This is a genomic window from Variovorax sp. Root434 (genome assembly GCF_001426595.1).
Classification (GTDB): Bacteria; Pseudomonadota; Gammaproteobacteria; order Burkholderiales; family Burkholderiaceae_C; genus Variovorax.
This window is the reverse complement of the sequence record NZ_LMEK01000003.1, coordinates 151,612-172,060: the sequence shown is the minus strand read 5'-3', so window position 1 is coordinate 172,060 and position 20,449 is coordinate 151,612. Positions and strand designations below refer to the sequence as shown.

Sequence of the window (20,449 nt, the reverse complement as noted above, 5' to 3'; positions counted from 1 at the left end):
CCCTTCCATGAACGACAGCCCCCTTCTCCGCCTGCACCCGCACGACAACGTGCTGGTCGCCAGGACCGCCATCGCCCTCGGCGAGACCATTGCCGAGTTCGGCGTGCGCGCCAGGGCGCAGATTCCGGCGGGCCACAAGATCGCGTCGCGCGCCATCGCGGCCGGCGAGGAGGTGAAGAAATACGACACCGTGATCGGCGTGGCCTCGCGCGACATCCAGCCCGGCGACTACGTGCACAGCCACAACATCACGCTGGTGGACTCGTACCGCGACCCGGCCTTCTGCCAGGACGCTCGGCCAGTGGACTTCGTGCCCGAGGCCGAGCGCGCCACCTTCATGGGCTTCGTGCGCGAGGACGGCAGCGTGGGCACGCGCAACTTCATCGGCATCCTGTCGTCGGTGAACTGCTCGGCCACGGTCATCAAGCGCATCGCCGCGCACTTCACGCCCGAACGGCTGGCCGCCTTTCCGAACGTGGACGGCGTGGCCGCCTTCGCGCAGAGCAGCGGCTGCGGGATGTCGTCGCCCAGCGAGCACTTCGACCTGCTGCGCCGCACCCTCGCGGGCTATGCGCGCCACCCGAACCTGGCGGGCGTTCTGATCGTGGGCCTGGGCTGCGAGCGCAACCAGGTCGACGCGCTGGTCGATTCGCAGGGCCTGGAACGCGGCCGGCTGATGCGCACGATGGTGATGCAGGACGTTGGCGGCACGCGCGCCACCGTCGAGGCCGGCATTCGCGCGATCGAGGAGATGCTGCCCGAGGCCAATGCCGCGCGGCGCACGCCGGTGGGGGCCAACCACCTGAAGATCGGGCTGGAGTGCGGCGGCTCCGACGGCTTCTCGGCGATCAGCGCCAACCCCGCGCTGGGGGCGGCGATGGACATCCTGGTGCGCCACGGCGGCACGGCCATCCTGTCGGAAACGCCCGAGATCCACGGCGTGGAGTTCATGCTCACGCGCCGCGCCGCCACGCCCGAGGTCGGGCAGAAGCTGCTCGACCGGCTGGCCTGGTGGGAGCGCTACGCGGCGGGCCAGAACGCGCAGTTCAACGGCGTGGTCGGCCACGGCAACCAGGCCGGCGGGCTGGCCAACATCTTCGAGAAGTCGCTGGGCTCCGCGATGAAGGGCGGCACCACGCCGCTGCGCGCGGTGTACGAATATGCCGAGCCCATCGACGAGCAGGGCTTCGTCTTCATGGACTCGCCGGGCTACGACCCGGTGGCCGTCACCGGCCAGATCGCCAGCGGCGCGCAGCTCATCTGCTTCACCACCGGGCGCGGCTCGATGTTCGGCAGCAAGCCCGCGCCGACCATCAAGCTCGCGAGCAACACGCCGATGTTCCGCCGCCTCGAGGAGGACATGGACATCAACTGCGGCAGCGTGATCGACGGCGAGCTGACTGTTGCCGAGCTGGGCCAGCTGATCTTCGAGCAGATCCTGCGCCATGCCTCCGGCGAGGCGACCAAGAGCGAAGTGCTGGGGCTGGGCGACCACGAGTTCGTGCCCTGGCACCTGGGCATCGTGAGCTGACTTCCTTCCTCCTTCCTTCTCTCTCCAGTACATGCCTCTGACACTTTCGCGGCCCGAGCTGATGCGCTCGGCCAACTTCATCGCCGGAGAGTGGCTGCGCGCCGCGCCCGGCCGCACGCTGGACGTGACCGACCCGGCCACCGGCGCACTCGTTGCGCAAGTGCCTGATTCGAATGCGGCCGACGCGTGCTCGGCCGTCGATGCGGCTCATGCCGCGTTTCCTTCATGGCGCAAGGTTCCGGCGAAGCAGCGCGCGCAGATCCTCAAGCGCTGGAACGATTTCGTGCTCGCGCACCAGGAAGACCTGGGCCGGCTCATCTCGCGCGAGCAGGGCAAGCCGCTGGCCGAGGGCCGCGGCGAGGTCGCCTACGCGGCCAGCTACATCGAATGGTTCGCCGAAGAAGCGACGCGCGCCAATGGCGACATCATTCCGGCGCCGGTGACGGGCCGGCGCATGCTCGCGCTGAAGGAGCCCGTGGGCGTGGTCGCGGCGATCACGCCTTGGAATTTTCCGGCGGCCATGATCGCGCGCAAGATCGCTCCGGCACTTGCCGCAGGCTGCACGGTGGTGTGCAAGCCGGCGGAAGACACGCCGCTGACCTCGCTGGCACTCGTTGCATTGGCAGCCGAAGCCGGCGTGCCGCCGGGCGTGCTCAACATCGTGACCGCCTCGCGCGAGCGCACGCCCGAGGTGGTCGATGCCTGGCTCGACGATGCGCGCGTGCGCAAGGTCACGTTCACCGGCTCGACGCCGGTCGGCAAGCACCTCGCACGCCGCTCGGCCGATACGCTGAAGAAGCTGTCGCTGGAGCTCGGCGGCAATGCGCCCTTCATCGTGTTCGATGACGCCGACCTCGACGCCGCAGTCGAAGGCCTGATGGCCGCCAAATTCCGCAACGGCGGCCAGACCTGCGTGTGCCCGAACCGCGTGTTCGTGCACGAGTCGGTGCACGATCGCTTTGCCGAACTGCTGGTGGCGCGCGTGGCGGCGCTGCGCGTCGGGCCGGCCAGCGACGAAGCCTCGCAGATCGGCCCGATGATCAATGCGCGCGCGGTGGACAAGATCGAGCGCCATGTGCAGGACGCGGTCGCGCGCGGCGCGCGCATCCTCACCGGCGGCACGCGGCTGCCGGCACTGGGCGCCAACTACTTCGCGCCCACCGTGCTGGCCGATGCCGACTCGACCATGGCCTGCGCCTGCGAGGAAACCTTCGGCCCCGTCGCGCCGCTCACGCGCTTCACGAGCGAAGCCGAGGTCATTGCCCAGGCCAACGACACGCCCTTCGGCCTCGCGGCCTACTTCTATTCGCGCGACGTTCGCCGCATCTGGCGCGTGGCCGATGCGCTGGAGAGCGGCATCGTCGGCATCAACGAAGGCGCGCTCGCAGCCGAGGCCGCGCCCTTCGGCGGCGTGAAGGAATCAGGCTACGGCCGCGAAGGCTCGGTGCACGGCCTGGACGACTACATGCACACCAAGTACGTGTGCCAGGGCCAGCTCGACTGAGTTCCCGGCATTCCCATTTCATCGACGGACAAGCCCCATGCCCGCAACAAACCCCTTCGAGTCCGCGCTGGCCGCGCGCCAGCCCCAGGTCGGCCTCTGGCTCTCGATGGCCGATCCATACATGGCCGAGGTCAGCGCGACCGCCGGCTTCGACTGGCTGCTGATCGACGGCGAGCACGCGCCCAACGACCTGCGCTCCACGCTGGCCGCTCTGCAGGCGGTGGCGCCGCACCGTGCCCAGCCCGTGGTGCGCGCGGTGCAGGGCGATACCGCGCTCATCAAGCAGCTGCTGGACATCGGCGCGAAGAACCTGCTGGTGCCCATGGTCGACACCGCCGAGCAGGCGCGCGCGCTGGTGTCGGCCACGCGCTATCCGCCGCTGGGCATTCGCGGCGTGGGCAGCGCGGTCGGACGCGCGTCGCAGTGGAGCGCGCGCACCGACTATCTCGATGTGGCCGACGGCGAGGTCTGCCTGCTGGTGCAGGCCGAGACGGTGACGGCCCTGTCGAACCTCGAACAGATCTGCGCGGTAGACGGCGTGAACGGCGTCTTCATCGGTCCGGCCGATCTCGCGGCCTCGATGGGCCATCGTGGCAGGCCCGGCCATCCCGAGGTGCAGGCTGCCATCGAGGCCGCGATGCGGACCATCGTGGCTTCGGGCAAGGCGGCCGGCACGCTCACTTCCGATCCGAAACTGGCGCGGCGCTATCTGGAGCTGGGCTGTACCTTCGTGGCAGTGGGCGTGGACGTGCTGCTGTACGCGGGCGCGGCGCGCAAGCTGGCGGCCGAATTTCTCGGCGCGCCCTCGGCTGCCGCAGTGCCGCCCGAATCGCGCGGCGCCTACTGAGCGGCCGCCCTACTTCTGCTGTTGCTCGTAGCCGAGCAGCTTCATCGCGGCCGTCAGGCTCTTGCGGCTGCGCTCCATGGCGGCCCAGGGCTTGTTGCCGATTTCGAAGCGCTCGGCCGCATTGGCGACGGTCCATTGCGCGGCACTGGTCAAGGCCGGCAATTCGTCCCACGCGAGCGGCACCGACACGCCCAGCCCCGGGCGCGAACGCGCCGACCATGCACTGACGGTGGTTGCGCCGAAGCCGTTGCGCAGATAGTCCACGAACACCTTGCCCACGCGGTTGCGTGGGCCGCTCTTCGCCACGAAGCGCGACGGAATGGTCTCGGCCAGGTGCGCCACCACGGCCTGCGAGAAGCCCTTGACGGTGTCCCAGTCGTACTGCCGCCGCAGCGGCACCACCACGTGCAACCCCTTGCCGCCGCTGGTCTTGAGGAAGCACGGCAGGCCCAGTTCGTCGAGCAGCGTGCGCACCAGCGTCGCGGCCTCCTGGATCTGCGGCCATGCGACGCCCTCGCCGGGGTCGAGGTCGAAGGTCATGCGGTCGGGCTTGCCGATGGCACGCGAGGTGGCGTTCCAGGTGTGCAGCTCGATGACGTTCATCTGCGCGGCGCCGAGCAGGGCCTGCTTCGTGTCGATCTGCAGCAGCGGCTCGTGGCCCGGATCGAGCGCGGGATCGAGCAGGCGCACGCCGGGGATCTCGCTGTTCTGCAGGTGCTTCTGGAAGAACAGTTCGCCGCCCACGCCCTCGGGCGCGCGCACCAGCGACACCGGCCGCCCGCGCAGGTGCGGCAGCATGAGTTTCGCGACGCTGTCGTAATAGGCCGCGAGCGTGCCCTTGGTGATGCCGCTGTGCTTGTCGATCACGCGGTCGGCGTGGGTGATCTTCGGGATCATGGGTGTCTTTGCTTCCTGGTTCTTCGGCTTCGGTGCGGCCTCGATCTCCCTGATCCGCTGCGGCCGCTCGCGCCGGATGTCGCGCGCGGGCTTGTCGGCGCGCAGTCCCTGGAACACGGCCTGGCGCACGCGGTCTTCGCGCGTCCATTCGCCGAACGAGATTTCGGCCACGAGCGTGGGCTTGACCCATTGCGCCCTGACGCCGCGCGGCGCGGGTGCGAATGGGCAGGCGTCGGTGGCCAGCTTGTCGAGGCGGGCCTTGATGTCGGCGAGGCGGCCCGCGTCGAAGCCGGTGCCCACGTTGCCGCAGTAGCGCAGCCGGCCGGTGGCCTCGTCGTGCACGCCCAGCAGCAAGGCGCCGAAGCCGGTGCGCGAGCCCTTCGGCGCGGTGAAGCCGCCGATCACGAATTCCTGCCGCTGCTGGTTCTTGAGCTTGATCCAGTCGGGCGAGCGGCGCGACACGTACGGCGACCCCTTGCGCTTGCCGACGATGCCCTCGAAGCCGATGTGCGCCGACGACGCGAGCAGGTCGCGCGGCGAAGCGTCGAAGGTCTCGCTCAGGCGCAGCGGCGCCGGAGGCCGCTTGCCGAGCAGCTTCGCGAGCCGCGCGCGACGCTCCTCGACCGGCATGTCGCGCAGGTCTTCGCCATCGAGGAAGGGCGCATCGAACAGCCAGTAGACGATGGACGAGGTCTTGCCGCGATCGAAGGCGTTCTGCAGCGCCTGGAAGTCGGGCGCACCGTTCTCGCCTTCGACGGTGATCTCGCCGTCGAGCCACGCGCTGGCCGTGGGCAGTTTCGCCAGCGCCTTCTCGAGCGCGGGCAGCTTCGCGGTCCAGTCGTGGCCGTTGCGGGTGAAGCAGCGGACCTTGCCCCGGTCGATGCGCGCCAGCAGGCGGTAGCCGTCGAACTTGAGCTCGTAGAGCCAGTCGCCGGGGGATGAGGGCGGCGAAGCCGCGAGCGTGGCGAGCTGGGGCTGGAAGGTGGCCGGCAGCGGGGATTTCTTCGCGGTCTTTTTCTCGGTTCTTCCTGCAGGCTTTTTTGCGGGCGCCTTGCTGGCGACTTTCTTCGGCGGCTGGTCCACCTCGTCCACGCCACGCCCGGTGATCACGCTCGCCGGCTGTTCTTCGACCACGTCGTACTCATCGATCGCCCGCGCCTCGCCGTCGCGTTCCTTGATGAGCAGCCAGGGCTCATGCTTGTCGTCGCCCTTGCCGTGCATGCGCACCAGCGTCCAGTGGCCGTGCAGCTTCTCGCCGCGCAGTTCGAACTTGAGCTTGCCGGCCGCGAGCGACTTGCGCGCGTCGCCCTCGGGCAGCCAGTCGCCGCGGTCCCAGACGATCACGGTGCCCGCGCCGTACTGCTTCGGCGGGATCGTGCCCTCGAAATCCGCGTACGAGATCGGGTGGTCCTCGACGTGCACGGCCATGCGCTTCACGGACGGGTCGAGGCACGGCCCCTTCGGCACGGCCCAGCTCTTGAGCGTGCCGTCGAGTTCGAGCCGGAAGTCGTAGTGCAGATGGCTCGCGTGGTGCTTCTGGATCACGAAGGACAGCACGCCCTTGCCCGGCCGGCCGCCGGCCTCGGGCTCCGGCGTGCGCGAGAAATCGCGCTTGCCGTGGTAGCGCGCCAGGGCCTTGCGCGCGGTTGATGCGGTGGTACCCATCGCGGCCGGCCTCCCTCAGGCGGCGCGGCGATGGCGGGCGGGGGCCTTGCGCGCGGCTTTGGCGGCGGGCTTGCGCTTCTTCGCGGCGGCCTTGGGCGGCGGTTCCGGTTCTGCGTCCTCCTCTTCGTCCTTGGCGGGCTTGCCGCCACCCTTGCGCAGGCTGCGCTGCAGCAGCTCGGTCAGGTCGAGGATCTTGGCGCCGCGGCCTTCGCCGGTGCGCTGCTCTTCCTCGGGCTCGGGCTGCGTGACGGTCTCGGTCTGGCCGGCCTTCACCTTCTTGTCCACCAGCCGCATGATCTCGTCCTTGAACTCGTCCTTGAACTCGTCGGGGTTCCAGTCGGCGCTCATGTCGTCGACCAGCTGCGTGGCCATCTTGAGCTCGCGCTCGCTCAGGCCGGCCTTCTTCGCGTCTTCCGAAGGCAGCGGCAGGTCGGTCCACGGCCGGATGTCCGCGCCCCAGCGCAGCAGGTTCAGCACGAGGCCGGGGCCCACGGGCACCAGCACCGCGAGGTGCTGCTTGGTCTGGATCACGACGCGCGCCACGCCCACGCGCCCGCTGCGCTGCAGGGTTTCGCGCAGCAGCGCGTACACCTTCGCGCCGCGGTTGATCGGCGCCACGTAGTAGGGCCGCTCCAGGTACACGAAGGGAATGCCGTTGGCCGGCACGAAGGTCTCGATCTCGATGGTCTGCGTGGTCTTGGGATAGGCGGCCGCGATCTCCTTGTCGCTGAGCACCACGTACTCGCCGTCCTCGTACTCGATGCCTTTCACGATCTGCTCGCGCGCGATCTCCTTGCCGGTCTTCTTGTTGATGCGCTTGTAGCCGACCGGGTCCATGGTGCGCTTGTCGAGCCAGTCGAAGTCGATGCCGTGGTCGGTGGTGGCCGAGTACAGCGCGACCGGGATGTGGACGAGGCCGAAGCTGATGGCGCCTTTCCACAGGACGCGCGGCGCGGGAGCTTTTTTCGAGATGGACATGGACGCACTCCTTCAGGCTGGGAATGTGCGCCGCCCCTGCCCGGGCGGTGTAGGAGCGCGGCCCCAGGCGCCGTCAGGCCGCGCCGGCCACGGGTCCGAGCTGGCGCTCGCTCGGGCGCGCGAAGTAGAACCACTCGGCGCCCGGCAGCGCCACAGCATTCGGAAACACGATGAAGCCGTCGTCGGGCGCGCTCACCAGCGTGCCGTCGTGGCGCATGCCGATGGGCTCGCCGCGCAGCACTTCGTCGAAGGTGGCCCAGTCGCGCACGAAGCTGTCTTCCTCGTGCAGGCGGTCGGTCACGCTGGCCAGGCGCAGCAGTTTCGGCGGCTGCGCGGGCCCGCCCGACAGCCCTTCGGGCAGCGCCGCCATGCCCAGCAGCGCGAGCGTGCGGCGGATGGCGCGCCATGCCACTTCGGGCGCCTGCGGGTCCAGGTGCTGGCCGCACTCGAGCGTGACGCCGTAGCCGCCGCGGCTGCGGATGTATTCGTTGGTGCCGCGGCCGAAGTCGAGCGCGGCCTCGTCGGCCGGCACGCCGCCTGCGCGCTGCGCGAGGCCGGCGGCGTAGATGTCGAGCCAGCCTTCCACCACGATGGGCGTGCCGATGTGCAGCGCGAGCTGGCCTTCTTCATACGCGCGTGCAAAAGGCTCCAGCGCGCCGGTGTTGTCGCGCGGGCCGATCATCGCGAAGGCCTCGCCCTCGCTCTGGAAGGAATGCAGGTCGAGCAGCACCTCGTGGCGCGCGATCAGCGGGGCCAGCACGTTGGTGATGCGGGCTTCGTAGTCGGCCGGTGCCTCGGTGGGACGGAACAGGCGGTTGAGGTTGCGCTCGCCCTCGCGCTGCATGCGGCGCCGGGCCAGCGGATTGGCGACGGGCACCATCGTCAGTTCGCCGCGCCGCAGCTGCAGCGTGCCGGCATCGAACTCGGCCAGGATGCGCTCGATGCCCAGGGTGCCGGAGATTTCGTCGCCGTGCACGCCACCCATCACGAGCAGCCGGGGACCGGGGTTCAGCGAGGCGAAGGCGTGGATGCGCAGGCAGTCGGTGGCCACGCCGGCAAAAGGATCGGAGGACATCGGGGGATTATTGCGGAGGCCCGTCCATGCGCGCAAAGGCGCTACCCATTTCATAGCACCGAGCGGACACCTACAGGGGCTGCCTCGTATTTCCTACCGGCCCGGCGGCGGCGGCGACGCAGGCTCGTTCCTCATCGAAGGAGCCACGCATGACCCCCAGCAAGAGCAGCAAGCGCAAGACCCCGCCGGCCGATCCCCTGAAGGACGCCGGCGGCGGCAAGACCAAGGTGGAGCAAGGCGGCGAATCGGCGCCGCGCCTGCCGCACGAGCGCGACCAGTCGTCCGACAGCCAGCAGACACAGGACGGCCATCCGCCCAGGGTGGGCCGCCAGGCCCATGAAGACGTCGAGCGCGGACTGGTCGACACCGACCGCGCGCTGGAGGCCGACAGCGTCGAAGGCGGCGGGAAGGTCAGGCGCTGACGACGCCGGCCAGCTGCCTGCGCATGTCGGCGATGACGGCGCCGTAGTCCTTGGCGTTGAAGATCGCGCTGCCGGCCACGAAGGTGTCGGCGCCGGCCGAGGCCACGCGCGCGATGTTGTCGGCCTTGATGCCGCCGTCGACCTCGAGGCGGATGTCGCGCCCGCTCTGCTCGATGCGCTTGCGCGCGAGTTCGATCTTGCGCAGGGCCGAGTCGATGAAGCTCTGGCCGCCGAAGCCGGGGTTCACGCTCATGATCAGGATCAGGTCGATGTCATCGATCGCCCAGTCCAGCGCCTCCAGGCCCAGGCCCGGGTTGAACACCAGCCCCGCCTTGCAGCCGGCCGCCTTGATGGCCTGGATGCTGCGGTGCGTGTGAGGCGAGGCGTCGGGGTGGAAGCTGATGTAGTCGGCGCCCGCTTGCGCGAAAGAGGCCGCCAGTGTGTCGACCGGCTGGATCATCAGGTGCACGTCGATGGGCACGGGTGTGCCGGCAGCGGTCTTGGCGTAGGGCTTGAGCGCCTGGCAGATCATCGGGCCGAAGGTCAGGTTCGGCACGTAGTGGTTGTCCATCACGTCGAAGTGGATCCAGTCGGCGCCAGCCGCGATCACGTCGGTCAGTTCTTTGCCGAGGTGCGCGAAATCGGCGGACAGGATGGAGGGCGCGATGCGGAACGGGGTGCTCATAACCCTTGATTCTCGCAGCCGCCGCAAGTCCGACCAAAGGCCTCCGTTACCATGCGCCCATGCCGCACAGCCCCTTCAGCGTACAGGTCGAACCGCGCTTCCTGGCCGACCAGTCGTCCGCCAAGGACAACATCTACACCTTTTCCTACACGGTCACCGTCACCAACACGGGCTCGGTGGCCGCCCAGCTGATCGCCCGCCACTGGCTGATCAACGATGCCTCTGGCCATTCGCAGGAGGTCAAGGGCCTCGGCGTGATCGGGCAGCAGCCGCTGCTTGCGCCCGGCGAATCCTTCCGCTACACGAGCGGCTGCCGCCTGCAGGCGCCCAGCGGCACGATGCACGGCAGCTACTTCGTGGTGACCGAGGAAGGCGAGCGTTTCGACGTGCCCATTCCGATGTTCGTGCTCGAAGCCGACATCGGCGGCGCCCCCGTCTCGCGCGTGCTGCACTAGGTAACCTCTTGCGCCGCGGCGTTCTCCGGCGATCAAATCGCCGGATGGACAGAAAACGCCTTTGTCCTGCACGCCATGGACTCGACCATGCGTTACAACCCCGCAGCGGCGCCTTCCTCGGCGCCGCAGAGCTTTTTCCTTCTTCTGGATGAATTTGACTAGCTTCCTCAACGATCTGCTGGGCTTTTGGTCCGAATGGGTACGCCCCTCGGCAGGCCTGCCCACCGTCCTGTGGTCGCTGCTGCTGGCGGTGGCGGCGGCTTCCGGTCACCTCGTGCAACGCTACCTGGGGCTGCCCAAGGTGATCGGCTACTCGCTGGTCGGCGCAGTGGTGGGCTTCGCCGGCTTCGAAGGCGCGATCTGGCCGCTGCGCGGCATCAGCCTCTTCCTGCTCGAACTCGGCGTGGCCGTGGTGCTGTTCGAGGCCGGCGGTCGGCTGCCGCTGCGCTGGTTCCGCCACAACCCGATGGTGCTGGTGCAGAGCCTGCTCGAAGCCACGCTGACCTACTTCGGCGTGTACTGGGTGCTGACGCTGCTGGGCCTGCCCGAGCCGGTGGCCAACCCGATCGCGCTGATGGCCATCGTCGCCTCGCCCGCGGTACTCAGCCGCGTGATCATCGACACGCGCGCCGCCGGCCCCGTGACCGAGCGCGCGATGACGCTGGCCACGCTCAACACCTTCTATGCGCTGGCGCTGGGCTATGCGCAGGCCGGGCTGATCGAGCGCGCGCCGCAGACGATGCTGCAGAAGCTCTATCCGGTGGCGGTGGTGCTGGGCCTCTCGTTCGTGGTCGGCGGGATCATGGCGCTGGCGCTGCGCTCGGCGCTGCGGGTGATGAGCCCGTCGAGCGAGAACACGTCGATCCTGCTGCTGGCGATCATCGCGGCGGGCGCCGCGCTCACCGCGCACATCGGCGGCTCGGCGCCACTGGCGGCCCTGATCGGCGGCGTGCTGCTGAAGACGCTCAACCCCAAGCCGTGGGCCTGGCAGCGGCAGCTGGGCACGGCCGCCTCGCTGCTCACCATGCTGATGTTCGTGCTGGTGTCGATCGTGGCGGCCCAGGCCGACTGGACGTTGCCGGTGGCCAGCGTGGTGGTGGCCGTGATCGGCGTGCGCTTGCTGGCCAAGATCTCGGGCGTGGCCATTGCCAACCCGGGCAGCGGTGCAAGCTGGAAGCAGGCCTTCTGGGTCGGCTGCGCGATGTCGCCGCTGTCGTCGATCGCACTGCTCATCGCCTCCAACTTCGCCACCGCCTCGCCCCTGCTGGGCACGATGATCACGCAGGTGGCCCTGCCCTCGATCCTGTTGATGGAGGTGGTGGGCGCGGTGCTCGCCACGGTGGCCATCCACGCGGTGGGCGAGAGTTCGGTGCCCTGGGCGCCCCAGGCCTTCAGCATCACGGAGGACACCCAGCGATGAGCGCCGCAGCCAACAACACCCCCGTCGACCCGGACAGCGACGACATCCGCTCGGCGCCGCTGCCATCGGACCCCGAGAGCCGCGCGGTCAAGCTCGAACCCTTCAACAAGTCGGAGGCGCTGTCGCTCGGCGTGGAGCTGGAACTGCAGCTCGTGAACACGCACGACTACGACCTTGCCCCGTACGCCGAAGACATGCTGCGGCTGATGGCGCAGACCCCGCTGCCCGGCAGCGTGGTGCCCGAGATGACGTCGAGCATGATCGAGATCTCGACCGACATCTGCCACTCGGCGCAGGACGTGATCACGCAGCTCTCGCCGATCCGCGAGGCGCTCATCAAGAACGCCGACAAGCTCAACATCGCGGTGGTCGGCGGCGGCACGCACGCGTTCCAGCAGTGGCACGAGCGGCGCATCTACGACAAGCCGCGCTTTCGCGAACTGTCGGAGCTGTACGGCTACCTGAGCAAGCAGTTCACCATCTTCGGCCAGCACGTGCACATCGGCTGCCCCGACGCCGACGCGGCGTTGTTGATGCTGCACCGCATGTCGCGCTACATCCCTCACTTCATCGCGCTGTCGGCGTCTTCGCCCTTCGTGCAGGGGCAGGACACGCAGTTCGACTCGGCGCGGCTGAACTCGGTGTTCGCGTTCCCGCTGTCGGGCCGCGCGCCTTTCACCACCAGCTGGAAGGAGTTCGAGGCCTACTTCGAGCGCATGACCCGCACCGGCGTCGTGCGCAGCATGAAGGACTTCTACTGGGACATCCGCCCCAAGCCCGAGTTCGGCACCATCGAGATCCGCGTGTTCGACACGCCGCTCACGGTGGAACGCGCCGCGGCGCTCGCGGGCTATGTGCAGTCGCTGGCCGCATGGTTCCTGCAGGAGCAGCCCTTCGCGCCGACCGAGGACGACTACCTCGTCTACACCTACAACCGCTTCCAGGCCTGCCGCTTCGGCCTCGACGCGGTGTACGTCGACCCGGCCACCGGCCAGCACATGCCGCTGCGCGACCACATCCTGATGACCATGACGCAGCTCGAATGGCACAGCGAGGCGCTCAACGCCACGCAGGCGCTGGGCGAACTGCGCACCAGCGTCGAAGCCAACCGCAACGATGCGCGGTGGCTGCGCGAGAAGCAGGGCAAGGAGCAGCTGCTGGCGGAGGTGGTGCGGCAGGCGGCGCTGCGGTTCAGGGGCGCGGCGGCCTGAGCGGCGGCCGCGCGGCCTTCAGCGCGGGATGTAGCCCTTGTCGAGGATGCGGCCGTCGACCGCATCGATCACGAAGCGCGCACGCGCACCGAACGCCATCGCGTTGCTGTTGATCTCCCAACGCCCCGCGCCCTCGCCGAACCAGGGCTTGCGCAGCCGCGCCTGCACCGGCTCGACGAAGGCCCAGCCAGCCGCCGTGGCGGCAGCGCGCGCCAGAGCGATGGCCTCTTTCTCGTCGATCATCGCGACCCCGGCGGCGGCAGCGGTGGCAGCGCAGCGTTCGGCGGGATCGGCCCGTCGCTCACGCTGACCCAGAAGCTGGTGCCGCCCAGGATGATGGTGCCGATCGCCATGCCTTCGACCTGCATCTGCGAGACGGTGACATAGCCGAACTGGACCGGAAAGCGATAGGCCCCGAGCGCCTGCGCCAGCCCGTGCACGCGCAGCTGGCCGTAGCCCTCGGCCATCGCCTCTTCGAGGTAGCGCAGCAGCGCGGACTTGGAATAGGCATTCCATCGCAGCTGCGCGCGCAATTGCCGCAGCGGGCCGGTGCGCGGCGCGAAGTAGCGATGCACGAGTTCGTGGAACAGCGTGATGCGCTGCTCCGTCAGGCTCTGGTTGCGCGCGACGGTGACGGCGCCGTACATGTCGGTGCCGCCGAGCGCGCCGCCAGCAATCGAGCGCGGGCGGCTCAGCTGCAGGCGGGGGCCACCGGGCGGCGGCGGCAGGCCGACATCGGGCAGCGGCTCGATCCTGGGCATGCCGCGGGCCACCACTGGCTTGACCGCACCGCGCAGCAGCAGGGCCTGGATCGTGGAGATGCCGAGCAGCATCACCGCCTTGGCGAAGTGCTTCGCGGCCTCGTCGAGATCGGCATCGGAGCTGGCGTTGACCGACTTCTGCGCGAAGTCGTAAAGCTCGCTGGCGCCCGAAAACACCGCCGTGCCGAGCGCGGCGAACCCCACCACGAGCAGGATCACGTCGACCACCTCGCCGACACCGAAGAAGTGCGAGCCGGCCCACACGACCAGCGTGGCGGCCACGATGGCCAGCGCGGCCGGCTCCAGCATGGCCTCGACGGTCTGGCGCGCCTCGCCGGGCAGCAGGGGCAGGGCCCTGCGCATCGCCTCGCCGACGCGCTCGGTCGTGGACATGGTGGCGGGTGACACGGAAACGGTTTCAGCCATGGTCGAGAACTTTCTATTTCAAGAAGACTTCGGCAGTGAAAGGCGGGCGCCACGGCGAATCTACCCGAACCGCGCCGCCGTGCCTGCAGCCGGTGCCGCGGCCACCGCTTATGCTCGCCGCATGGGTGAATTCGACCTGATCACACGCTACTTCAAGCGCCCCGCCGTGCGCTCCCCGCTCGGCGTGGGCGACGACTGCGCATTGCTCGCGCCGGCACCGGGCATGCAGCTCGCCGTGTCCTGCGACATGCTGGTCGAGGGCCGGCACTTTCTCTCGACCGTCGATCCGGCTCGGCTGGGCCACAAGGCACTGGCGGTGAACCTCAGCGACCTTGCGGCCTGCGGCGCGAAGCCGCTGGCCTTCACGCTCGCGCTGGCACTGCCGGGCGTCGACGAGCCCTGGCTCGAAGGCTTCTCGCGCGGCCTGTTCGCGCTGGCCGACGCGCACGGCTGCGAGCTGGTGGGCGGCGACACCACGCGCGGGCCGCTCAACATCTGCATCACGGTGTTCGGCGAGGTGCCGGCCGGCGCGGCGCTGCTGCGTTCGGGCGCGCGCGCGAGCGACGACATCTGGGTGAGCGGCACGCTGGGCGACGCGCGGCTGGCGCTCGAAGCCTTTCGCGGCACGGTCGCGCTGCCGGCCGAAGCCTTCGAGTCGGCCCGCGCGCGCATGGAGCAACCCACGCCGCGCGTGGCGCTCGGGCTGGCGCTGCGCGGCATCGCCTCGTCGGCGGTGGACGTGAGCGACGGGTTGATCGGCGACCTGGGCCACATCCTCGCCTCGAGCGGTGTGGGTGCCACGCTCGATGCCGATGCGGCGACGGCCTTGATCGCTGTGGAGGCCCCCAGCCTGAGCACCGAGATCCTGCGCACCTGCGCGCTCTCGGGCGGCGACGACTACGAACTGGTCTTCACCGCTGCGCCGTCGGCGCGCGCCGCCGTCGAGCAAGCCGGGGAAGACAGCGCCACCTGCGTCACGCGCATCGGCCGCATCGAGGCCGATGCCGGCCTGCGCATCGTCGATGCAGCCGGCGCGCCGGTGTCACAGCGCTTCGGCTCCTTCGACCACTTCGTCTGAAGGCCTGAGCCGTGCGCGCGGCTCAGGAGCCTTGCACCATCGCCTGCATTTTTCGCTGTGCCGCGTTGATCGCAGCCGATTGCCCGTTCAGCTGCTGAAGCATCTTGTTGAGCTCGGCCTGCACGGCTGGGTCGGTCACGGTGACCGTGGTGCCCGAAACCTGGATCTTCGACTTGTTCTTTTCCAGGAAGTCGCCGATGGTCAGCGCGCTGTCGAACACCGTGTCGAGCGCGGGGAACACTTCCTTGAAGGTACCGGCCGGCGCGGTCACGGTCTTGTCGAAGGCCTTGTCGTACACCGGCTTCAGGTCGTCGGGCTGCTTGAGCTGCGCGTGCGCGGCATCGGCCTTGGCGGTCTGCTGGTCGAGCGCGGTGCGCAGGCCGTTCAGTCCGTCCTTCGCGGCCTTGAGGTCGTCGCGGCGCGAGGCCAGGTCGGCGATGGAACGCAGCGCGCCCTTGGCCATGATCTGCGTCATGGGCTGGCTCACCGACTTGTTCATGCCTTCGTTGAAATCGGTGATCACCGCGTAGTGCTTCGCGTAGTCGCCGAAGGAGGCTTTCTCTTCCTCCGTGGGCACCGGCACGCGCAGGCCGGGCTTGTCGAGCACGCGGGTCTGCAGGAAGGCCGTGAAGGCCTTGCGCTGCTCGGCTTCCTTGTTGCCGCAGGCGACCAGTGCAAGGCTGAAGGCCATGAGGAGCGACAGGGCCCCGAGACGTTGAATGAAAGTTCTCATGGGCAGAGGCCCTCCCGTATGTTGTGGTGGCAAAAATTATAGGGAGCGCTTCACGGCCTCGATGAAGGCGCGCGCTAGCGGGCGCTGGCCCGGTAAGGCGTGGTCGCCTGAACTCTTGCCGGCCCGCTCACCAGCCGCGCTTCGCGACAGCGCGGTATGCGAGCCACACCGCGGCGGCCGGCGCAAGCGCGAAACCCGCGAACAGCCAGACGGCCGCCGATTGCGCGCCTTCGACACCGCCCGGCACGGTCAGCCCCGCCGCATTCGCCACCAGTCCGGCCACGGCCGCGCCCACGGCCATGCCGTAGAGCTGCACGGTGGTGATCGAAGCGGAGGCCAGGCCTTCATCGCCCTTGGGCGCCAGCGACATCACGCGCGTGATCAGGTGCGGCCAGCCGATGCCCACGCCGAGCCCCACGGCCGCCAGCGCGACAGCGATCAGCAGGGTCTCGAAACCGGCACCGAAGAATTCCTGCGGCGGCAGCAGCCACGCGAGTGCCAGCAGCCCCAGCGTGCAGATCACCGGGCCGGCGCGCAGCATGCGGTCGGCTCCCGCGCCACTGCGGCCCGAGGACAGCAGCGAACCCGCGCTCCAGCCGCCCGCCATCGCGGCCGTGAGGTAACCCGCCATGAGCGGCGAATGGCCGTGCAGCAGCTGCAGGAAGTACGGCACGAAGATCTCGGTTTCCGTGCCGATCAGCAGCAGCGCCACGCTCGCATAGATGGCGCCCAGCGGCGCGCTCATCGCATACGCGCCGCGCGGCAGCACGCGCACGGCGGCGCGGCTGTCGATGCGGGTGGCCGCGAAGCCGATGGCCAGGCCCAGTGCCAGGCCGACGGCCTGCCAGAGCAGGTCGGACCCCAAACCGCTGGCGGCGATCACCAGCACCGAAGCCGCAAGCAGGCCGATCTGCAACGTCGGCACACGCGGCGGCGTGGCGGGCCGCGCGTACTTCACGCCCATTTCGGGCCGCAATTGCACGAGCACCAGCAATGCCTGCGCCGCCGCCACCGGCAGCAGGAACCAGAAGGCCCAGCGCCAATGCCCGGCCTGCGCGAACAGCCCGCCCACGGCCGGCCCGCACAGCGTGGCGACGCCCCACATGCCCGACACCAGCGCCACCGCGCGCGGCCACAGCCGCTGCTCGAACACCAGCTGGATCAGCCCGTAGCTCAGCGCCGCGAGCAACCCGCCGCCCAATCCCTGTACCGCGCGCCCCGCGAGCATCCACGGCATGGCCGGCGCGAGCGCGCAGCCTGCCGAACCGGCGGCGAACACCGCCAGCGCGGCCAGGCAGGCACCGCGCGGGCCGAGCACCGCGAGCAGCCGCACCGACAGCGTGGCGCCGAGGATCGAGCCGACCACGAAGAGCGTGGTGCTCCAGGCATACCAGTCGAGCCCGCCGATCTCGCGCACCACCGATGGCAGCACCGTGGTCACGATGTGCACGTTGACGGCGTGCAACGCGACGCCGCCGGTCAGCGCGAGCGCGCGCCAGCCGTTGCGGCCGCTGAACAGCTCGCTCCATGCGGCAGTGGGAGGTGGGGGGCGCAGCGCGGCAGAGGAGGAGGAGGACATGGCAAGCAACGAAGTCGGAAAGAAGCCCGGATGCTAGGCGAGGAGCACCAATTAAACAAGCTATTGCTTTGATAAATAGAAACTGCGCCGAACCGGTGCCGGCCCGGATGCGCGACACTCCTGCCCCGATGCAAGCCGCTTCTTCTTCCTCCACGACCACCATCTCCGGCGCCATGCCCCAACCCTCGATGCGCCGCGCCACGCTGCGCTTTCTGCTCTCGCATCCCGCGCACTTCATCGCGCTGGGCTTCGGTTCGGGCCTGCCGCGCATCGCGCCCGGCACCGTGGGCACGCTGTGGGCCTGGGCGGCGTTCTCGGTGATGCAGCTGTGGTTCACGCCGGCCACCATCGGCTGGATCATCGCGGCCTCGCTGCCCATCGGCTGGTGGGCCTGCACCGTGACTGCGCGCGACATGAACGTGGCCGACCCCGGCGCCGTGGTGTGGGACGAGGTGATCGCCTTCTGGATCGTGCTCTGGCTAGTGACGCCGGCCGGCCTCCTCGCGCAGGCCATCGCCTTCGCGCTGTTCCGTTATTTCGACGCCGCCAAGCCCGGCCCGGTGGCCTGGGCCGATGCGCTGTTCAAGCAGCGCGACGCGGCGCAGGTGCGCTGGTGGCACGCGGGCTTCGGCATCATCCTCGACGACCTGGTGGCGGCGTTCTGCACGCTGCTGGTCATTGCACTCTGGCGCGCATGGTGAACCCGATGGATTCTTCCTTTTCTTCTTCGACGTTGCCGACGCTCGCGGACCACGACACGCCCGCGCTGGTCGTGGCGCTGGCCGGTCTGCTGCAGCAAAAAGGCTGGATGCTGGCCACCGCCGAAAGCTGCACGGGCGGGCTGATCGGCGCGGCCTGCACCGAGCTGGCCGGTTCGAGCGCGTGGTTCGAGCGCGGCTTCATCACCTATTCGAACGAGGCCAAGACCGAGCTGCTGGGCGTGGACGCGGCGGTGATCGCGGCGCACGGCGCGGTCAGCGAGCCGGTGGCGCGCGCGATGGCCACGGGCGCGATCGCGCATTCGTCGCCTTCGCGCGTGGCGCTGGCCGTGACCGGCGTGGCGGGGCCGACCGGCGGCACGCCCGACAAGCCGGTGGGCACGGTGTGGTTCGGCTGGTCGGTCGATGGCGACGTGCGCACCGAGCGCCGCCGCTTCGACGGCGACCGCGCCACGGTGCGCGCGGCCACGGTGCGGTACGCACTGCAGACGCTGGTCGAGTTGCTCGGCCGCTGACCCGATTTTTCACAAACCCAAGAGGACTCATGACAGCAGCCACCAATGCCCAGACCATCGAGCGCTTCTACAGCGCCTTCGCGAAGCTCGACGGCGCCGCCATGAAGGCCTGCTATGCCAGCGATGCGGTGTTCGACGACGAGGCCTTCTCGCTGCGCGGGCAGCGCGAGGTGGGCGGCATGTGGCGCATGCTGACCTCGGCCACGCATGCCAAGGGCGCCGACGTGTGGCGCCTGACCTGGCGCGACGTGAAGGCGGACGACACCAGTGGCAGCGCCCACTGGGATGCGCACTACCGCTTCAGTGCGACCGGCCGCCTCGTCGACAACAGCATCGACGCGCACTTCACCTTCACGCCCGAGGGGCTGATCGCGACGCACCGCGACAGCTTCCCGTTCTGGACCTGGTCGCGCCAGGCGCTCGGCACGCCGGGCCTGCTGCTGGGCTGGACGCCCATGCTGCGCAACAAGGTGCGCGCCACCGCCGCAGCCAACCTCGCCACTTTTCTTGCACGCCAGCCATGAGCAACAACACCGCCCTCGCCTTTTCCAACAACGAAGCGCAGCACCGCTACGAGGCCGTGCTCGACGGCAAACTCGCCGCCTATGCCGAATACAACCTGCTGACCGACGCGATCATGTTCACGCACACCGAGGTGCTGCCGGAGCACGAAGGCAAGGGCGTGGGCTCGGGCATCGCGAGGCACGTGCTCGACGAGGCGCGCGAGAAGGGGCTGCATGTGATCCCGGTGTGCCAGTTCATCGCGGGCTACATCCGCAAGCATCGCGAGTACGCTGACCTCGTGCGGCCGGATATTCAACGCGCCTTCAAGATCTGAACAGGGCTCGCCTTGAAGCTGCGTTGTTCGGGGCGTGTGCGCAGGCCACCGGGTACTCCCCTCCGCGAATGTCCCCCGGGCTTCGCCCTCCTCCTTTATTTCGCTGCGGGGAGCACCCGGTGCCCTGCGCACGACGAGCGCGGCCGTTGTTCCGCTGATCAACCAGTGCTCTGAACGATCACGCCGATGCGGGGGCCTTTTCGCGAAATAAAGGAGGAGCCCGAAGGGCGGGGGACATTCGCGAAAAAGGTCACCGCGTCGGCGTGATCGCGCCCCGAAGAACACGCCCCGTCAAACGCCCCAGGTCATTCACCGTGGCATTTCTTGTACTTCTTGCCGCTGCCGCAAGGACACGGATCGTTGCGCCCGGGCGTGGCTTCCTTGCGGATGGTCTCGGCCTTCGGACCCAGGCTCTTCCAGAGCTGGCGCAGGTCGTACACGGCCCAGATGGCGGCGCCGAAATCGTCGAGCCGCTGCTGGCTCACGCTGGGCGGGGCGTCGTCGCTGTACATCGACAACGTGGGCTTCGCGGTGTCGTCCTCGGTCAGGGCGACGATGTTGTCGAGCGCGTCGTCGAGCATGCGCGCGGCGTCCTTGTCGCGCGGCGTGGCCCAGTCTTCGGGCCAGTTCTCGACCGCGTACATGAAGCCCAGCGCCCAGACCTGCGCGAAGGACGGAATGGCTTCGCCGGCGACTTCGGCGCGTTCTTCCTCGGGCAGCGAGGCAATGGCGCCGCGGGTGTCGAGCACCTCGGGCTGCCAGCTGCGTTCGTCGTCGAGGGTTTCGACCGGGGCGTCGAGGCCCTCCTCGATCTCGATCCAGCGGCGCTTCCAGTTCCAGACGAACTCCATGTGCTGCGCCGAGGAGAAGCTGTCGCCCAGCAGCACGGGCCAGTATTCGGAGGGCATGATGGGCCGGCGGGTGCAGATCAGCGCGGCCATAAAGCCTTCGCAGAACTCCCACTGGGGGATTTCCTCGTCGTGCTCGCGCATGGCGTCGAGCGCCTGGTCGAGAGCGTCGAAATCGTCGGGGCCGAGGGGTGTACGGGCTGCGGAGGGGGCTTCGGAAGGCGAAATGGGGTCGGGAATGGTCGTCATGGCAAGTTCGGGG

At 69.2% G+C, this 20,449-nt stretch carries 21 protein-coding genes; 12 read left to right on the top strand and 9 right to left on the bottom strand.

Annotated features, from left to right (window positions below; translation table 11 throughout):
- Positions 1 to 7: 7 nt before the first annotated feature.
- From ASD05_RS05490 to hpaI, 3 genes are read left to right on the top strand one after another with little or no spacing between them, the layout of a single operon-like run.
- On the top strand, positions 8 to 1,531 hold the full coding sequence (locus ASD05_RS05490) for a UxaA family hydrolase (RefSeq protein ID WP_056588751.1): 1,524 nt from the start codon (positions 8 to 10) through the stop codon (positions 1,529 to 1,531).
- A 31-nt stretch (positions 1,532 to 1,562) separates the two neighbouring features.
- Positions 1,563 to 3,035 carry an NAD-dependent succinate-semialdehyde dehydrogenase gene (locus tag ASD05_RS05485; protein ID WP_056588748.1) on the top strand — a complete coding sequence of 491 codons (1,473 nt, stop codon included), beginning with the start codon at positions 1,563 to 1,565 and terminating at the stop codon, positions 3,033 to 3,035.
- Positions 3,036 to 3,072: 37 nt separating this feature from the next.
- The gene (gene hpaI, locus ASD05_RS05480) at positions 3,073 to 3,882 is read left to right on the top strand and encodes a 4-hydroxy-2-oxoheptanedioate aldolase (RefSeq protein WP_056588745.1); all 810 of its coding nucleotides are present in this window, start codon (positions 3,073 to 3,075) and stop codon (positions 3,880 to 3,882) included.
- A gap of 9 nt (positions 3,883 to 3,891) precedes the next feature.
- Here hpaI and ligD read toward each other — a convergent pair whose 3' ends face one another.
- The 3 genes from ligD to ASD05_RS05465 form a co-directional block, all read right to left on the bottom strand.
- A complete protein-coding gene (gene ligD, locus ASD05_RS05475; protein ID WP_056588743.1) occupies positions 3,892 to 6,444 on the bottom strand; it encodes a DNA ligase D in 2,553 nt (850 codons plus the stop codon).
- Positions 6,445 to 6,459: 15 nt separating this feature from the next.
- Positions 6,460 to 7,422, bottom strand: a complete 963-nt coding sequence (locus ASD05_RS05470) for a Ku protein (RefSeq protein ID WP_056588740.1) — start codon at positions 7,420 to 7,422, stop codon at positions 6,460 to 6,462.
- A 73-nt stretch (positions 7,423 to 7,495) separates the two neighbouring features.
- Complete coding sequence (locus ASD05_RS05465) at positions 7,496 to 8,497, bottom strand: succinylglutamate desuccinylase/aspartoacylase family protein (protein WP_056588737.1); 1,002 nt, start codon at positions 8,495 to 8,497, stop codon at positions 7,496 to 7,498.
- A 149-nt stretch (positions 8,498 to 8,646) separates the two neighbouring features.
- Here ASD05_RS05465 and ASD05_RS05460 point away from each other — a divergent pair, with 149 nt between their 5' ends.
- Positions 8,647 to 8,919 carry a hypothetical protein gene (locus tag ASD05_RS05460; RefSeq protein ID WP_056588734.1) on the top strand — a complete coding sequence of 91 codons (273 nt, stop codon included), beginning with the start codon at positions 8,647 to 8,649 and terminating at the stop codon, positions 8,917 to 8,919.
- Here the strand turns inward: ASD05_RS05460 and rpe are convergent.
- On the bottom strand, positions 8,909 to 9,604 hold the full coding sequence (gene rpe, locus ASD05_RS05455; protein ID WP_056588730.1) for a ribulose-phosphate 3-epimerase: 696 nt from the start codon (positions 9,602 to 9,604) through the stop codon (positions 8,909 to 8,911). The genes ASD05_RS05460 and rpe overlap by 11 nt on opposite strands.
- Before the next feature lie 59 nt (positions 9,605 to 9,663).
- Here rpe and apaG point away from each other — a divergent pair, with 59 nt between their 5' ends.
- From apaG to ASD05_RS05440, 3 genes are all read left to right on the top strand, one after another.
- Entirely contained in the window at positions 9,664 to 10,059 is a 396-nt protein-coding gene (apaG, locus tag ASD05_RS05450) for a Co2+/Mg2+ efflux protein ApaG (protein ID WP_056588726.1), read from the top strand.
- Positions 10,060 to 10,207: 148 nt separating this feature from the next.
- Positions 10,208 to 11,479, top strand: a complete 1,272-nt coding sequence (locus ASD05_RS05445; RefSeq protein ID WP_056588723.1) for a cation:proton antiporter — start codon at positions 10,208 to 10,210, stop codon at positions 11,477 to 11,479.
- A complete protein-coding gene (locus ASD05_RS05440) occupies positions 11,476 to 12,690 on the top strand; it encodes a YbdK family carboxylate-amine ligase (protein ID WP_056588720.1) in 1,215 nt (404 codons plus the stop codon). Before ASD05_RS05445 ends, ASD05_RS05440 begins: the two co-directional genes overlap by 4 nt.
- Before the next feature lie 18 nt (positions 12,691 to 12,708).
- Here ASD05_RS05440 and ASD05_RS05435 read toward each other — a convergent pair whose 3' ends face one another.
- Positions 12,709 to 12,933: a hypothetical protein gene (locus tag ASD05_RS05435; protein ID WP_056588717.1), complete on the bottom strand. Its 225-nt coding sequence runs from the start codon at positions 12,931 to 12,933 to the stop codon at positions 12,709 to 12,711.
- Positions 12,930 to 13,877, bottom strand: coding sequence for a hypothetical protein (locus ASD05_RS05430; protein WP_056588713.1), 948 nt, complete (start codon positions 13,875 to 13,877; stop codon positions 12,930 to 12,932). Before ASD05_RS05430 ends, ASD05_RS05435 begins: the two co-directional genes overlap by 4 nt.
- A 121-nt stretch (positions 13,878 to 13,998) precedes the next feature.
- On the opposite strand from ASD05_RS05430, the gene thiL reads away from it, so the two are divergent.
- Positions 13,999 to 14,955, top strand: coding sequence for a thiamine-phosphate kinase (gene thiL / locus ASD05_RS05425; RefSeq protein ID WP_056588835.1), 957 nt, complete (start codon positions 13,999 to 14,001; stop codon positions 14,953 to 14,955).
- Positions 14,956 to 14,977: 22 nt separating this feature from the next.
- On the opposite strand, the gene ASD05_RS05420 is transcribed toward thiL, so the two are convergent.
- The gene (locus tag ASD05_RS05420; RefSeq protein WP_056588710.1) at positions 14,978 to 15,688 is read right to left on the bottom strand and encodes a DUF3053 domain-containing protein; all 711 of its coding nucleotides are present in this window, start codon (positions 15,686 to 15,688) and stop codon (positions 14,978 to 14,980) included.
- Positions 15,689 to 15,815: 127 nt separating this feature from the next.
- Entirely contained in the window at positions 15,816 to 17,267 is a 1,452-nt protein-coding gene (locus ASD05_RS05415; RefSeq protein WP_056588707.1) for an MFS transporter, read from the bottom strand.
- Between the two features lie 173 nt (positions 17,268 to 17,440).
- On the opposite strand from ASD05_RS05415, the gene ASD05_RS05410 reads away from it, so the two are divergent.
- From ASD05_RS05410 to ASD05_RS05395, 4 genes are read left to right on the top strand one after another with little or no spacing between them, the layout of a single operon-like run.
- Positions 17,441 to 17,968, top strand: a complete 528-nt coding sequence (locus tag ASD05_RS05410; protein ID WP_082571963.1) for a phosphatidylglycerophosphatase A — start codon at positions 17,441 to 17,443, stop codon at positions 17,966 to 17,968.
- A 5-nt stretch (positions 17,969 to 17,973) separates the two neighbouring features.
- Positions 17,974 to 18,501 carry a CinA family protein gene (locus ASD05_RS05405; protein WP_414930037.1) on the top strand — a complete coding sequence of 176 codons (528 nt, stop codon included), beginning with the start codon at positions 17,974 to 17,976 and terminating at the stop codon, positions 18,499 to 18,501.
- Between the two features lie 29 nt (positions 18,502 to 18,530).
- Positions 18,531 to 19,025: a nuclear transport factor 2 family protein gene (locus ASD05_RS05400; RefSeq protein ID WP_056588697.1), complete on the top strand. Its 495-nt coding sequence runs from the start codon at positions 18,531 to 18,533 to the stop codon at positions 19,023 to 19,025.
- A complete protein-coding gene (locus ASD05_RS05395) occupies positions 19,022 to 19,339 on the top strand; it encodes a GNAT family N-acetyltransferase (RefSeq protein WP_056588694.1) in 318 nt (105 codons plus the stop codon). Before ASD05_RS05400 ends, ASD05_RS05395 begins: the two co-directional genes overlap by 4 nt.
- Before the next feature lie 305 nt (positions 19,340 to 19,644).
- Here the strand turns inward: ASD05_RS05395 and ASD05_RS05390 are convergent, their stop codons facing one another.
- A complete protein-coding gene (locus ASD05_RS05390) occupies positions 19,645 to 20,436 on the bottom strand; it encodes a UPF0149 family protein (protein ID WP_056588690.1) in 792 nt (263 codons plus the stop codon).
- Between the last annotated feature and the right edge of the window lie 13 nt (positions 20,437 to 20,449).